The organism is Aliidiomarina maris, assembly GCF_003987335.1.
Classification (GTDB): Bacteria; Pseudomonadota; Gammaproteobacteria; order Enterobacterales; family Alteromonadaceae; genus Aliidiomarina; species Aliidiomarina maris.
In genome coordinates this window covers 277590-291296 of the sequence record NZ_PIPK01000003.1, presented here as the reverse complement: position 1 = coordinate 291296, position 13707 = coordinate 277590, and the positions used below count along the sequence as shown (strand labels likewise).

The following is a 13707-nucleotide window of genomic DNA, read 5'->3' as shown; positions in this document are numbered from 1 at the left end:
AAAGGCCGCAGGTCTGTCGGTCTCTGCCAATGGAGGCAAGCGTCAATCTGGTCACGTACCAGTTGCTGCCTGAGAAGTTGGAAGCCTCGCCCGTGGCGCATTAGCGCTTAGGGCGGGGAGCAGTCACCCAAGCCTTTTGAACCGAACGCCTCATGGGCGCGTAATGACAACCACGAGCTATTTTGGCAGGTGATGGCGCCGGTGGGCGAGGGCGGCGACCCGTCGGCTGAACTGAGTGAAGCGATTAACCAACAATTTGGTTGATTGTGAATAGCGCCAAAATTTAACCTCGAATTCGCATTTAATTAACACACGGCCTGCCTGCGCTTTGTTAGAATACACGCGCTTTCAATGCGTTGTTTCAAACACAGTACTTTACGTGTAGTCAAGGAATTCGAATGCAGTCGAACCCCAGCCCCAAACCTATACCCACACCAACGCCTCGTCACCCACGTTTAGCTGAATTTGCCTTAGCATTAGGTGGTTTCGGTATTGGCACCAGCGAATTTGTGATTATGGGGCTGATGAACAATGTCGCCACTGATCTTGCTGTCAGTGTGCCGCAGGTGGGGTATGCCATTAGTAGCTATGCGCTAGGGGTTGTGGTGGGGGCACCGTTAATTTCCGCGTTTGCCGCCAAAGTGCCAAAGCGCCTGCTCTTAATTGTCCTCATGTTGGTGTTTGCATTCGGTAATTTGGCCAGCGCAATGGCGCCTGACTTTTGGTCATTTGTGGCGCTGCGGTTTATCGCGGGTTTGCCTCATGGCGCTTATTTTGGTGTGGCTGCGTTGGTGGCCGCTGCGGCGGTGCCCCATGACCAGAGGGCACAGGCGGTGTCGCGGGTGATGCTTGGTCTGGCAGTTGCGATATTGATTGGCGCGCCATTAGGCACATGGGCCGGTGGTGTATATGGTTGGCAAGTTGCATTTGCTGGAGTCGGCGTAATTGCATTACTCACCAGTGCGCTGATTTATCTTTGGGTGCCTACCCAACCGAAGCAAGCGGGTGCAAGCCCGCTTAAAGAGCTCAGTGCACTACTTAACCAACGGGTGTTAATGACGGTTGCAGTGGCGTGCATTGGTTGTGGCGGTATGTTCGCGGTATTTAGCTATGTCATGCCCACGTTAACTGAGCAGGCGGGTATGCCGGAGCACTTAGGTCCTTTGGTACTGGTGGTATTTGGCGTCGGTTCAATTATTGGTAACTTAGTCGGCGGCCGGGCTGCGGATATTAACCTGATGCGCGCCATTCCACTGACATTGGTGTGGTGCGTGGTGGTGCAAAGTTTGTTCTTCTTCGCGGCGAATCATGTCTGGAGCGGGCTATTGTTTGTGGGCTTGATGGGCACCTGTATTGCGCTCGCACCTTCGTTGCAAACGCGTTTGATGGACGTTGCGGGTGAAGCACAAACTATGGCGGCGTCGCTCAACCATGCCGCATTTAATGGTGCAAACGCGATTGGCGCTTGGCTAGCTGGGCTTGCGATTAGCGCTGGGTTAAGTTGGTCAAGTAGTGGCTTAGTGGGTGCAGGTTTGGCGCTCTGTGGTCTAGGTATTTTCTATCTGGCGGTGTGGTTAGACCGTCACGAGCAGCCTGAAGGGCTGGCGCACAGCAAAGCGTAAAGTTACCTTAAAGTCACCTTGCGCATATGCGATGTGGGGTCCAAACTGAAAGGGTCGTGTTGGTTAAGCTAGTCTTAACTACTTGTTTTAACTAGGAGTGCTCAATGCATAAGTTGAAAGAGAAAGTATACACAGCCCATGTCTCTACCCAAGGTGGTCGTGTCGGTGAATCAGCGTCTGACGATGGCCGTCTTAAGGTTTCCTTATCGACGCCAAAAGAAATGGGCGGCGATGGCGGTCAAGGTACTAACCCTGAGCAATTGTTTGCAGCGGGTTACTCGGCATGCTTCCTCGGGGCGATGAAAGCAGTAGCTGGTAAAATGGACCTCAAAGTACCTAAAGACGCAAAAATTGATGCTCACGTGAGCTTCGGCCCCATTGAACAAGGCTTTTGTATTGCCGTAGCAATGGATATCACGTTGCCTGGCATGAGCAAGGATGACGCCAAAAAGTTGGTCGATAGCGCGCATAAGGTATGCCCGTATTCAAATGCCACTCGCGACAATATTGAAGTAGAACTGAATCTTGTTGAGTAACCCGTAGTTGGATTTAGAAGCCCGCAAATTCGCGGGCTTTCTTGTATGAGCAACAATAAGTTAGCCAGGAGCATTTATGGATAAGCAAATTTTTCAACGAGTGCGACGTAGCCTAGGTGTATGCGCCGCGGTATTGGCACTCACCGCGTGTAGCGCGGCGACAACCCCTTGGTACGAAGGAAGCTGGCAAGTCAGTGACACCCGCTTTCCAGCCGTGAGTGCGATGAGTGCAGAACAAGCTGAAGATTGGCTGGGACAAAGTGTGCTATACACCCCCGATTACGCGGAATATGCAGGCGAGCGCTGTGAGCAGCCAAGTTATAGCGAGGCAGAGCTCGATCAACGTGAATTTTATACCCTTTACCGCGTGCGCTTTGAACAGCTCGATATTGAAGGCCCTATGGTCACTTTATTGCATGTAAGCTGTGATAATGACTGGCAAACACCGGCAACAACCTTTATAAAAGTGAATGAAACTCGTGGCTACATGACATGGGACGGCGTGTTTTTCGAACTGATCAAACGGCCTGCTCCACGCGCATAAGGCCCATGTCGACAACAAAGATAAAAATTCATGCTGATATATGTTTTAAGTGTTGCTTTAGGTATTGGGTTATTAACCCTTGGTGGTGAAGCACTGATTAAAGGTGCATTGGGCGCGGCAGAACGCCTTGGTATCTCTGCGTTATTAGCGGGCTTGGTGATCGTGGGTTTTGGTACGTCAGCACCTGAACTTGTGGTATCTATCGACGCAGCAATTAATCAGCAGCCAGACATTGCGGTGGGTAACGTGATTGGCAGTAATATTGGTAATTTACTGCTCATACTTGGCTTATGCGCACTCATTACGCCGTTAGCAGCAAAGCCCGAAGCATTGCGTCGCGACGGCCTGATGATGCTGCTTGCCACGTTATTGGTGGTGGTTCTCGCTTGGGGTAGCGCATTAAATCGTCTGGACGCGTTTATCTTACTTGCCGCGCTGATTAGTTATTTAATTTGGGCATATCGCACCGAACGGCAAGGTGAGTTAGCGTCCGCACAGTTACATGCTGCGGAGGCTTCTGAAGTGACGCGCAAGCCGCAGCGAACCTTATATATTGTGCTTTTTATTGTCGCAGGTTTAGCTTGCTTGATTATCGGCTCCCAGGTACTTCTATCAGGGGCGGTCGGCATTGCGCAACATTTTGGCGTCTCGGAAGCGTTAATTGGTTTGTCGCTGGTGGCTGTGGGCACATCCTTACCGGAATTGTCGATTTCAGTGCTAGCGGCGCTAAGGCGACATGCGGATGTGGCGATCGGCAATATTTTAGGCAGTAACATTTTTAATATTCTGGGCATCCTCGGTATTTCTGCCCTACTGCAGCCATTGCCTATGGCGGCGCGCATTATCAGCTTTGATCAATGGGTCATGCTAGGGGTTACCCTGGTGGCATTACTCTTCTTACTCACCGGTAAACGCTTAAGCCGCCTGGAAGGGGCGGCCTTATTGGCGGGCTACATTGTATATATGTGGTTAAGTTTCACCGTCGTGTAACTGGTATCTGCGGTGGGTAACATTAGCGGGCGTCGATAGACATCGAAAGAATCCGCGATAAATGGGCGTAAGGCAGTTGGGTTTGCTGATGCCATTGGTTAAATACGCTTTGGGCCTGTTTAAGCGCCTTTTGGCTGCCAGGCGTCGCATCCATCAACTGGTGGTTTTGCAGTGCTGCGACGACGTCCGGCGATAAAATAAATCCGTCCCAACCCACCATGCGCAAAAAATATTGGGCGCTGGCGCCGCCCAATCGTGCCCCATGCTTTTTTAGCCATAGCAGCAAGCCGACTTGATCGTCAGCGGGCCAGTTGGCTAAGAACTGGCCGAAGCTACCATGGGCTTCACTGGCATCGACTATCATCATGGCATTACGTGGTACGGTGGCAATTTTTTGCATATTGCGCACAATGCGCTCGTCGCGGGCTAAGTCTTCCAAACGTTCAGGCGGCACTTGCTGCCAATACAGCGGTACAAAGCCACTAAATGCGGCCTCAAAACCATCCCATTTGGCTTCGATTATGCGCCATACAAACCCAGCGCGAAACACACACTTGGTGATAGTCGCTAAATAACGGTCGTCGCCAAGCTCGGCAAGTTGCTGCGCGGAAGCCACTTTCGGCAAGCGCGCTTGCACCGCTGGTGCTTCTTTCACTGATAGTGGCAGCTACGAGTATGGCCTCGCTGCAAGCGCTCGGATTTTGGCAACTACCGGTGAGGTCATGGTATTTGGCGTTAGCTTTGTCTGCTCTGGTTACTGCAATTGTCGCCCCGCTGGTGACATGGCAGTTGGTGAATATGGTGTTTCGCATTCATCAACTGCAGCGTGATTTACGCCAATTAGCCACCTTCGATGCGCTACCTGGATTGCTCAACCTCGGCCATGGTGCTGGTGCTCACGTGCTTAAATCTTTTGGGCGCATGCTGAGTGATTTAGTACGTGGGTCCGACGTAGTGGGGCGGATCGGTGGCGAAGAGTTTTTAATTTGTTTGTACGGCGTGAGCCCCGAAGCGTTAGCCGATTACTACGACAAGTTGATTCATGCGGCGCGCTTACAGCCATATTTCTACGCCGGTCAGCGCTTTCATGTGACCGCCAGCGTGGGAGCGACACACTTTAAAGGCACGCACTTGGCGCTTGGGCAACTGATCCAGCAAGCGGATGAAACCCTGTATCAAGCCAAGCGCGCAGGGCGCGACCAGTGGCGTATGTACACTGCGGTAAAACCATCCAAGCACGCACTCAGTTGGGAGATATAAAAAAAGCCCCTACGGTTTAGGTAGAGGCTTCTGGATGACTATAAGTCGTGTTGTACTGAGCGCTTAATCAACGCGAGTTTTCAAACCACGACGGATCAGTAACGCGTCGGTAGTTGGCTCTTGGCCACGGAACTCAATATATGAGTCCATTGGTGGACGCGAGTTACCAACTTCTAAAATATTGCGACGGTAGATATCGCCGTTTTCGCGCGTTAAGCCACCTTTGCTTTGCACATAAGCAAACGCGTCAGCCGCCAAGATTTCACTCCACATATACGCGTAGTAACCAGCTGAGTAGCCGCCACCAATTGAATGGTTGAAGTACGTTGACTTATAACGCGGTGGTACGGCTGGTAAATCGACACCGTATTTAGCAAGGGCCGCTGCTTCAAATTCTTCAACGTCTTGCTCGCCTGCATCGGCGCTTAACATGTGCCATTCCATGTCGAGGAATGAAGCGGCAATGTACTCAAGGGTATCGAAACCTTGGTTAAAGCTGCGCGACTCAAGCACTTTGTCGAGTAATTCTTGTGGAATTGGCTCGCCCGTTTCGTAGTGCTTAGCATAGTTTGCTAATACGTCTGGGTAAGCCGCCCAATCTTCTTCAAACGTTGACGGGAACTCAACGAAATCGCGTGATACCGAAGTACCGGCTAAGGTTGGGTAGTTGACGTTTGAGAACATGCCGTGGATACCATGGCCAAGCTCGTGGAACATGGTGGTGACATGGTCATATGAAATCAGGGTAGGCTCGCCGTCTGGGCCTTTAGGAATGTTCATCACATTCACCACCACTGGTTTTTGCTCCAGTAAGTGTGATTGACCAACAAACGAGCTCATCCATGCACCGCCACGTTTGCCTTCGCGGGCAAAGTAGTCGGCATAGAAAATCGCTAAGCTGGTGCCGTCGTGGTCGAATACTTCATACACTTCAACGTCTTCGTGGTAGGCTGGTAAGTCTTCACGGCGCTCAAAAGTAATGCCGTATAAACGGTTCATGGTGTAGAACACGCCGTCATGTAATACGCGGTTGAACTCGAAGTATTCACGCACTTCGCTTTCGTCCATGTCATACAATTCTTGGCGTACTTTTTCTGCGTAGAATTCCCAATCCCACGGCTGAACTTCGTAGTCACCGCCTTCTTGCTCAATCATCGCCTGAATGTTGGCTTGCTCAGCGCGGGTATTTTCAACCACCGCTGGTACCATGCTGGTGAGCATTTCAAGCACGTTGTCAGGGGTTTCAGCCATGGTGTTCTGCAATTGGTACTCAGCCCAGTTGCTGTAACCAAGAAGCTGCGCGCGCTCTGCACGAATTTGGGTTAAGCGGCTGACGATAGGGCGGTTGTCGTATTCACCTGAGGTGCCACGGAACGCCGAAGCTTCCCAAACGCGCTGACGCAATTCACGGTTGTTCAGTGAGGTTAAAATAGGCTGACGTGTGGTGTTGGTAATGCTGAGCAAGTACTTGCCTTCGTGACCAGCGGCTTGAGCTGCATTGCGTGCTGAACGGATTTGGCTGTCAGACAAACCATCAAGCTCTTCTTCCGAATCAACTACTACCGCGATATCACGGGTAATTGCCAACTGGTTTTGTGAGAACTGGGTGGTCAAGCGTGCATGCTCTTCGTTCAACGCACGGATTTGCTGGCGCTGTTCGTCAGTTAAGGTTGCACCTGCACGCACGAAACGGTTGTAATAGACTTCCAGCAAACGGTCTGACTCAGCGTCAAGATCAAGTTCATCACGTTGGTTGTAAATCGCTTCAACACGCTCAAACAAAGCTGGGTTCAGGTTAATGTCGTCTGAATGCGCTGATAATTTAGGTGACAGTTCGCGCTGTAGGCGGCGACGTTCTTCGTTACTGTCGGTGCCGCTTAGGTTTGAAAATACGCGTGAAACCCGAGTTAATAACGCACCACTGCGCTCCATGGCGACAATCGTGTTTTCAAACGTTGGGTCTTCAGGGTTTTGGATAATCGCTTGAATCTCAGCTGCGTGCTCTTGCATGCCGCGCTCGAATGCTGGCATAAAATGGCTGTCTTCAATAATGCGGAAATCCGGCGCTTCATACTGTAACGCAGAAGGCTGAGCAAACGGGTTGCTGGCAGCAAATTGATCGTGTTGTGCGTTTTCAGCCTGGTCTTGCTGCACGCTCGCGTTTCCTTGGTTGGTGGCGTCTGTGGCCGGTTCAGAACAGGCACTCAAGGTTAATGCTGCTACGACAGCAACGCCGATGACACTTCTTTTGAACATGGAATAATTCCTACAATAGAGTTAACGCAGTAGCACCAAACTCACGCCAGCGGAGCTGGAACTTAGAATCAGCTACTACAAAAGCCCCAACACTTTCCACGATTCTTTACTTAGACACAAGTTTTTCTACGCGTGAGCGCGGTAAACGGTGGTTCCACTGCGTTAAATTAGCGTAAACCAAGTTTAGTCGCGACGGTATTTTCTCTACACTACGCAGCGCCTAAATATTAACTTTTCAACATGTGATACCGAATGAAACACCAACTTCCGATACTTTTGGTTTGCTTGAGCGTGTTTGCGCTAAGCGCCTGCTCAACCACGCCGCCTGCCAATACCAGCCGAGTCGGCTTTACTGAAACTGGGGTCGCTTCGTACTACGCGATGAAGTACCAATTTCGTCAAACCGCGAACGGTGAGCGTTTTAATCAAATGGCGAGCACTGCCGCCCACAAAACATTACCGTTTAACTCACGTGTACGGGTGACTAATCTGGACAATGGCAAAAGCACGGTGGTAAGAATTAATGATCGCGGGCCTTTCATTCAAGGCCGCATCATCGACTTGTCGCGCTCGTCATTCAGCCACATTGCAGATACCAGCCAAGGCTTGGTGCGGGTGCGTATTGAGGTCATTGAGTGACGTGGTAGAATACCCCCTGAGATGGTGTGAAGAGGTCAAAGCATGCAGCTGGTATTACAACGTTTAGGTATTACTTTGTCGTTGATTAGTGCGGTGCTAACCCCATGGCTGCTAATCCAACAGTCAGGTAGCCTGGCCTCTATCATGCTTTACCTTACTTGCCTGTGGGCCACCTCGCCCTACGTCTACCTGAGTATGCAGAACCTGTCGGCACGTAATCTCAACCAACGCATCAGCGGCTTTTGTATGGCGCTTAGCACCGTACTGCTCGGGGTTTATTTCACCCTGCAAGCGGCGCAGTCAGGGCGCGTAACTGAACAAAACTTGGTGTGGTTATTTGGGCCTTTGGTGCAGTGGCTGGTGATGTTTATGGTCTCAATGGCAACCGCGATTGTGCTGATGAAATTCAAACGCAGACGTAAATTTTAGGTTATTTCGCGGCATTCAAATTGACAAATAGCTGACCTCTACCAAGCTTATCGTGTTTACACACATTTGAAATGAAGAGGTCAACGATGAAACAGCAAGGATCGGGATTAAGTTTGAAACTTGGTGCTTTAGCTTGTGCCGCATTGCTCACCGCTGCTTGTACTGAGCGTCAGGAAGAACGTGCCGAAAGTGGCTGGGACGCCACCAGTGAGCGCACTGAGCAACTGTATAATGATATCCGTTCAGAACTGCGTGACGCGCGCGAACGTGGCAGTATTTGCCTGTCGAGCTATGAAGAGCTGCGCGATGAATGGAACGAACATACAGACAACTTAGAAGCTGACCGTGGCGACAACACATGGCGCGAACAAATGCGCGAGTGGGGCGACGAGCTCGGTGACATGTTTGACGACATGGGTGATGAAATCGACCGTAACTGCTAATCCATCGCAGTTGAATGACAAAGCCAGCCTTCAAGGCTGGCTTTTTTGCGCTCGCTAAACGCGAAGCTAAAGCGTTTAAAAAATCTGTTGTTGAAACAAATGATAATTATTCCTATTTGCTATTGACACTGATTCTCATTGTCATGTAAAGTCGCCGCATCAAAAATATCGACAATGATTTTTTCAGGAGTAGTTATGCAGACGCGCATGTCCAAGTTATCTTTTAGCATTCTTCTGGCGACGTTACCGTTAGCCGCTCATGCTCAAGACCAAGCCAGCGATCCGCAACCTGACGCCAACCATCCATTGATGCCAAGCATTGAAGTCATCAGTGTCAAAGGGCAAACCGCGGCACATCGCTTTGATGAAACTGGCTCTGTCGTGCTAGTTACCGAGCAAGACATTGCGCGCATTCAACCGCTATCTACTGAAGACATGCTGCGCCGCATTCCTGGTATTAATGTAAAAAGTGAGGAAGAAACGTCAGTCGTTGCTAACTTCGGTTTACGCGGCTTGTCTGCCAGCGAGTCAAAGTCGTTAATCCTTGAAGATGGCGTACCTGTCGCACCTGGTTTGTTCATCGGTAATGACCGTTACTACAACCCTCGCGTACAGCGCATGGCTGGCATTGAAATCTTGAAAGGCTCATCGTCGTTGCGTTATGGCCCTTCCACCATTGGTGGCGTAGTGAACTACCAAACCAAAACACCGGATGACGGCGTTGCATTAGCCGCGCGTGTAGGTTCGTTTGATATGCGCGAAGTCACTGTCGAAGCGGGTAATCGTACTCAGTCTGGCGACGCATTTGGTGGGGTTATCTTTACCCACGCGCAAAGTGACGGCTTTATGGACAAAGGCTACGAAATGAACGACGTCATGTTCAAAACTGGCGCGCGCATTTCTGATAACCAACGGATTGGCATGAAGTTCTCTTACCATGAGAATGACGCCAATATTTCTTACCGCGGTTTGTTCCTGGACGCCTATTTAGCGGGCGAGCGCTATAACCCAGCGCCTGACGACTATTATTTGCAAGATCGCGTGGCATTTGACGCCAACCATGAACTGATTATCAGCCCAAGCATGACGCTGAAAACCCTGGTGTACTGGAGTGACGTAAGCCGTGACTACTGGCGTTATGACGTTGACACGGCGGCATCAGAAGCTGCAGGTCGCTGGGTATACACCGATAACTTAGTGGGTAATAACCGTTCATTCGAACGCTTTGGCGTGGAGTCGCGATTATTGTTCGATAACGATTTGTTTGGTTTGGTCGCCAGTTCAGAAATCGGCTTCCGTTATATGACCGAAGAATCAGACGACCGCCGTATTCGCGCTACTCGTGAGCAAGACCGCACGGGTTTGAACGACCGTCACCGCATTGACTCGGCAGACAGTTACGCGGTGCATGCGCAAACCCGTGTTGGTTTAACCGATCGTTTATCAGTAACACCTGGTATTCGCGTAGAGTCGTATCAGCAATCGCAGGTGGTATTAACTGATAGCAACGCGACGGCAAAAACCAGCAATACCGAATATTTGCCGGGTGTCGGCTTTACCTTTGATGCCAACCCTGCGACGCAGTTTTACGGCGGCGTGTACCGTGCGTTCTCACCTGCCACCAACGGCGTCGCACTTGACGGGCTGATGGACCAAAACTTAGACGGTGAGCGTTCTAATAACTTTGAATTAGGTGTGCGTGGTAGCCTCGATCGCTTGCGCTATGAAGTTGCGGCGTTCTACATGGACTTCGGTAACCAAGTCGTGACCGGAAACACCGATCCGAATTTATCGCAGTCAAACGGCGGTGAAACCGAACACTACGGCATGGAATTCTTACTGGGTTATGACCTAGGTCGCGGCTTTGATATCGATGCCAATGCGACCTGGGTACCAAAATCAGAGTTCCAAAGCGGCGAATTCGCGGGCAACCGTTTGCCTTACGCGCCAAAGTTGACCGCCAACCTGGCGCTGAACTACAACTTTGAGAACTTAACCACCAGCTTTATTGCCCATCACCGTGGCGAGCAATTCGGTGACCCGAGCAACCAGGTCGACATTCCTGCGGGCGCTGGCGGCGGCATCTGGGGCGGCTTACTGCCATCGTACACTGTGTATGACATTACCACACAGTACGCAGTGACGTCGCAAATGACCGTGTTTGGTTCAATTAAGAACTTAACGGACAAGGACTACATCGCTGGCCTGCGCCAAGGTATTTATGTGGGGCCAGAGCGTTCGTTTGAAGTCGGTGTGCGCTACCGCTTCTAATCTGAGGCATGCAATGAAGAGCTCTGCAAATGCAGAGCTTTTTTTTCACTCGGCTTGGCTTACAACCTAACGCCTGCAACCTAAGTTGGCACAGTGATACCAAGCTAAATGATTTGATAAAAGGGCGTACGTGATGAAATCAGCGATTAAAGCTATGCGCATTTATGTCAAAACCGTGGAACTCGGGTCGATGTCGCGTGCGGCAGTCACATTAGGTATCAGTACCTCGGGTGTTAGCCAACAAATTCGCAAGCTTGAACAAGAGCTTGAGGTAAACTTGCTGCACCGCAACACGCGCAAATTAACGCTCACGGAAGCAGGTGAAGTGTTTTTTCGCCATAGCACCGGCGTGTTGCAGCGCATGACGGAAGCAGAGCGCGACCTCGATATGTTTAAACAACAGCCTCAAGGGGCATTGCGTTTATTTGCCCCCGTTGGCTTTGCCGGTAGCGGTATCCTCAGTCAGCCATTACAGCATTTATTAACGTCCTATGAGCAACTAAAGCTTGACCTCATTGTGTCGGACGACCATATCGATATGGTGGCGCAGCGCATTGATATTGCGTTGCGGGTAGCGCCGGGCGCTTTACCTGATTCGTCATTGATTGCTCGCCATGTGGGCAGCTGGGACATGATGGTCTATGCATCGCGCGACTACTTACTGGCCAGAGGCATCGACCCTCAAGACCCGTTACTGCAAGGCACGTTCGCCAGCCAAGCTGAAAAACACACGCGCATGGTGCATCAGAATGTGGACGATGAAGCGATTGGCTTTTTGCCTGCTCAGGTCAAAGTCAACAATATGCAAACCTTAACTCAACTAACCTTGGATGGCCTCGGCGTGGCTATCTTACCTGAGCCAGAAGTACGCAGTGCAGTCGCTGCAGGGCGCTTGGTGCGAGTCATGCCTGACATCGAGATTGCGAAACTCAATATTTTTGCTGTAACCACGCACAAAGCCCCGCACCCAGCCAAAATATCAGCAGCGATGGAGGCAATAGAGCAGGCATTTACGCGTTTAAACCAGCAGAGCTGACCCAGTTAGTCACAGGTTCTATCAAGTCCCTGGCTTTCAAGAAAGTCCTGGATATCGCCGTAAGCAGGTGTCCAAAACCGCAGCGGGCTGGCAAGACTAGCGACTAAATCAACGTGGCGACGACGCGGGTAAATTTGTCTTTTACTCGCTCATGTTCTAACGGTAAATCATAAGGGCCGGCCAAGCCGATCAAGGCGAGTAGTTCAACCTCAGCTTGTTGCTCCGCTAAATACTGAGGGTCGGTGGCAATTAAGGCGGCGGTGTGCGCACCTGCTGAGTGCCCAGCTAAGATAACTTGTCTGCCACTTACGCACTGCTGCTCGGGTAAGTGCTGACGTATATCGGCACGCTCAAATTGCTCTGGCAGCATAGCCAAGGCCTTGGCGATGTCGTGAATGAAATCAGGAAACTCTACGTCAGGATACACGCGGTAATTCGGTACGACAGTTACGTAGCCTAAACGGGCAAAGGCTTGACCAATAAACTCAAAGTCTTGCTTGTCGCCGTCTTCCCATGAACCGCCGTAGACAAACACCATCACGGCTTGTTTTAACGGTCCGTCGCTGGGAAGATACACGTCCATGGTTTGGCGCGCATGTTCGCCATAGGCAATGTCATCCACTTTATGGTAACTACCAGAAGGCACTACGGTGTTTAACGCACTGGTGGGAGAGCACGCAGCAAGTAGAAGGGCGCATAAAGCGGCGCTTAATTTGGCGATAGGTTGCAGCATTCGCAAGTTCCTGTTGTCGATGGCTTAGAGTGGCAAGCAAAACGAGTTATACCTCGTCATATACCTTTCTAATACGCAGCTTGCTCTAATCGGGATTTTTAAACCCTCTGGTTCTACACTTCGTGGTATTATGAACGGGTGTAGCGCAAGGCTTGACAGCCTTGGTACACTTGCTGATATCTGCCGCCAACGGTGGCTCGGGTGCCCTTGGGCAGTTGGTTCTCGAAACTTAGTCAATTGAGTGAATACGATGCAAGTTAAAATTGCAGCAAAAACAAAACTTCCGACACCGTTTGGTGAGTTTGAATTAATTGGGTTTGAAACCCCGTCAGGCCAGGAACACGTGGCGCTGGCGATGGGTGATTACGCCGATGGACAGCCCGTGTTAGCGCGTGTGCATTCGGAGTGCCTGACCGGCGACGCACTATTTAGCCAGCGTTGCGATTGTGGTCCGCAGCTGGAAGCAGCGATGCAGAAAATAGCGGCTGAAAAGCGCGGTATTATTGTGTATCTACGTCAGGAAGGCCGTGGTATTGGCTTGATTAATAAGCTACGCGCCTATGCCGAGCAAGATAAAGGCTTAGACACCGTTGAAGCCAACGAGATTTTGGGCTTTTTACCGGACGCGCGTGACTACAACGTGGCCGCAGCCATGCTTGAGGCATTGCAGGTGAAGCAAATCCGCTTACTGACCAATAACCCTGACAAGTTAAAGTCATTATTGGACGCTGGGATTAACGTGATAGAGCGCGTGCCGCATAAAGTCGATGCGTCGCCGCACAACCAGCATTATTTGGACACTAAAACCAAGAAATTTGGTCATTTGTTGTAATTGCTTACAATTTAAAGCAGGTCAGTTGGCCTGCTACCCCACCTCGCTATTTGCAGTCCTTGCGCGTGCGGCATACACTGAATGCGCTAATATTAATGATGATTAATAACGCTTCG

General features: G+C 50.7%; 14 protein-coding genes. 11 read left to right on the top strand and 3 right to left on the bottom strand.

What is annotated here, in order from left to right; translation table 11 throughout:
- Positions 1 to 398: 398 nt before the first annotated feature.
- From CWE07_RS05525 to CWE07_RS05510, 4 genes are all read left to right on the top strand, one after another.
- Positions 399 to 1622: an MFS transporter gene (locus CWE07_RS05525; RefSeq protein WP_111568377.1), complete on the top strand. Its 1224-nt coding sequence runs from the start codon at positions 399 to 401 to the stop codon at positions 1620 to 1622.
- A 104-nt stretch (positions 1623 to 1726) separates the two neighbouring features.
- A complete protein-coding gene (locus CWE07_RS05520; RefSeq protein ID WP_111568378.1) occupies positions 1727 to 2158 on the top strand; it encodes an organic hydroperoxide resistance protein in 432 nt (143 codons plus the stop codon).
- Between the two features lie 76 nt (positions 2159 to 2234).
- Entirely contained in the window at positions 2235 to 2702 is a 468-nt protein-coding gene (locus tag CWE07_RS05515) for a hypothetical protein (RefSeq protein WP_111568379.1), read from the top strand.
- A 30-nt stretch (positions 2703 to 2732) separates the two neighbouring features.
- Entirely contained in the window at positions 2733 to 3692 is a 960-nt protein-coding gene (locus tag CWE07_RS05510) for a calcium/sodium antiporter (RefSeq protein ID WP_241974073.1), read from the top strand.
- A gap of 22 nt (positions 3693 to 3714) precedes the next feature.
- Here CWE07_RS05510 and CWE07_RS05505 read toward each other — a convergent pair whose 3' ends face one another.
- Entirely contained in the window at positions 3715 to 4347 is a 633-nt protein-coding gene (locus tag CWE07_RS05505; protein ID WP_241974072.1) for a DNA-3-methyladenine glycosylase I, read from the bottom strand.
- A 20-nt stretch (positions 4348 to 4367) separates the two neighbouring features.
- On the opposite strand from CWE07_RS05505, the gene CWE07_RS05500 reads away from it, so the two are divergent.
- The gene (locus CWE07_RS05500) at positions 4368 to 4952 is read left to right on the top strand and encodes a GGDEF domain-containing protein (RefSeq protein ID WP_111568381.1); all 585 of its coding nucleotides are present in this window, start codon (positions 4368 to 4370) and stop codon (positions 4950 to 4952) included.
- A 63-nt stretch (positions 4953 to 5015) separates the two neighbouring features.
- On the opposite strand, the gene CWE07_RS05495 is transcribed toward CWE07_RS05500, so the two are convergent.
- Positions 5016 to 7208: a M3 family metallopeptidase gene (locus CWE07_RS05495; RefSeq protein ID WP_111568382.1), complete on the bottom strand. Its 2193-nt coding sequence runs from the start codon at positions 7206 to 7208 to the stop codon at positions 5016 to 5018.
- A gap of 252 nt (positions 7209 to 7460) precedes the next feature.
- On the opposite strand from CWE07_RS05495, the gene CWE07_RS05490 reads away from it, so the two are divergent.
- The 5 genes from CWE07_RS05490 to CWE07_RS05470 all read left to right on the top strand — a co-directional run bounded on the left by CWE07_RS05490 (position 7461) and on the right by CWE07_RS05470 (position 12026).
- The gene (locus CWE07_RS05490; RefSeq protein WP_111568383.1) at positions 7461 to 7847 is read left to right on the top strand and encodes a septal ring lytic transglycosylase RlpA family protein; all 387 of its coding nucleotides are present in this window, start codon (positions 7461 to 7463) and stop codon (positions 7845 to 7847) included.
- 42 nt (positions 7848 to 7889) lie between these two features.
- Entirely contained in the window at positions 7890 to 8276 is a 387-nt protein-coding gene (locus tag CWE07_RS05485) for a hypothetical protein (RefSeq protein ID WP_111568384.1), read from the top strand.
- 86 nt (positions 8277 to 8362) lie between these two features.
- Positions 8363 to 8719 carry a hypothetical protein gene (locus CWE07_RS05480; protein WP_111568385.1) on the top strand — a complete coding sequence of 119 codons (357 nt, stop codon included), beginning with the start codon at positions 8363 to 8365 and terminating at the stop codon, positions 8717 to 8719.
- A gap of 207 nt (positions 8720 to 8926) precedes the next feature.
- Positions 8927 to 10990: a TonB-dependent receptor family protein gene (locus tag CWE07_RS05475; RefSeq protein ID WP_241974071.1), complete on the top strand. Its 2064-nt coding sequence runs from the start codon at positions 8927 to 8929 to the stop codon at positions 10988 to 10990.
- Between the two features lie 133 nt (positions 10991 to 11123).
- On the top strand, positions 11124 to 12026 hold the full coding sequence (locus CWE07_RS05470; RefSeq protein WP_111568387.1) for a LysR family transcriptional regulator: 903 nt from the start codon (positions 11124 to 11126) through the stop codon (positions 12024 to 12026).
- A 103-nt stretch (positions 12027 to 12129) separates the two neighbouring features.
- On the opposite strand, the gene CWE07_RS05465 is transcribed toward CWE07_RS05470, so the two are convergent.
- Entirely contained in the window at positions 12130 to 12759 is a 630-nt protein-coding gene (locus tag CWE07_RS05465; RefSeq protein WP_111568388.1) for an alpha/beta hydrolase, read from the bottom strand.
- A gap of 250 nt (positions 12760 to 13009) precedes the next feature.
- On the opposite strand from CWE07_RS05465, the gene ribA reads away from it, so the two are divergent.
- Positions 13010 to 13591, top strand: coding sequence for a GTP cyclohydrolase II (gene ribA / locus CWE07_RS05460; protein WP_111568389.1), 582 nt, complete (start codon positions 13010 to 13012; stop codon positions 13589 to 13591).
- Positions 13592 to 13707: the final 116 nt, after the last annotated feature.

Excerpts from the sequence above, each read along its gene's own strand:
- CWE07_RS05525 (WP_111568377.1), top strand. The coding sequence starts at position 399 with ATGCAGTCGAACCCCAGCCCCAAACCTATACCCACACCAACGCCTCGT.
- CWE07_RS05520 (WP_111568378.1), top strand. The coding sequence starts at position 1,727 with ATGCATAAGTTGAAAGAGAAAGTATACACAGCCCATGTCTCTACCCAA.
- CWE07_RS05515 (WP_111568379.1), top strand. The coding sequence starts at position 2,235 with ATGGATAAGCAAATTTTTCAACGAGTGCGACGTAGCCTAGGTGTATGC.
- CWE07_RS05510 (WP_241974073.1), top strand. The coding sequence starts at position 2,733 with ATGCTGATATATGTTTTAAGTGTTGCTTTAGGTATTGGGTTATTAACC.
- CWE07_RS05500 (WP_111568381.1), top strand. The coding sequence starts at position 4,368 with ATGGCCTCGCTGCAAGCGCTCGGATTTTGGCAACTACCGGTGAGGTCA.
- CWE07_RS05495 (WP_111568382.1), bottom strand. The coding sequence starts at position 7,208 with ATGTTCAAAAGAAGTGTCATCGGCGTTGCTGTCGTAGCAGCATTAACC.
- CWE07_RS05490 (WP_111568383.1), top strand. The coding sequence starts at position 7,461 with ATGAAACACCAACTTCCGATACTTTTGGTTTGCTTGAGCGTGTTTGCG.
- CWE07_RS05485 (WP_111568384.1), top strand. The coding sequence starts at position 7,890 with ATGCAGCTGGTATTACAACGTTTAGGTATTACTTTGTCGTTGATTAGT.
- CWE07_RS05480 (WP_111568385.1), top strand. The coding sequence starts at position 8,363 with ATGAAACAGCAAGGATCGGGATTAAGTTTGAAACTTGGTGCTTTAGCT.
- CWE07_RS05475 (WP_241974071.1), top strand. The coding sequence starts at position 8,927 with ATGTCCAAGTTATCTTTTAGCATTCTTCTGGCGACGTTACCGTTAGCC.
- CWE07_RS05470 (WP_111568387.1), top strand. The coding sequence starts at position 11,124 with ATGAAATCAGCGATTAAAGCTATGCGCATTTATGTCAAAACCGTGGAA.
- CWE07_RS05465 (WP_111568388.1), bottom strand. The coding sequence starts at position 12,759 with ATGCTGCAACCTATCGCCAAATTAAGCGCCGCTTTATGCGCCCTTCTA.
- ribA (WP_111568389.1), top strand. The coding sequence starts at position 13,010 with ATGCAAGTTAAAATTGCAGCAAAAACAAAACTTCCGACACCGTTTGGT.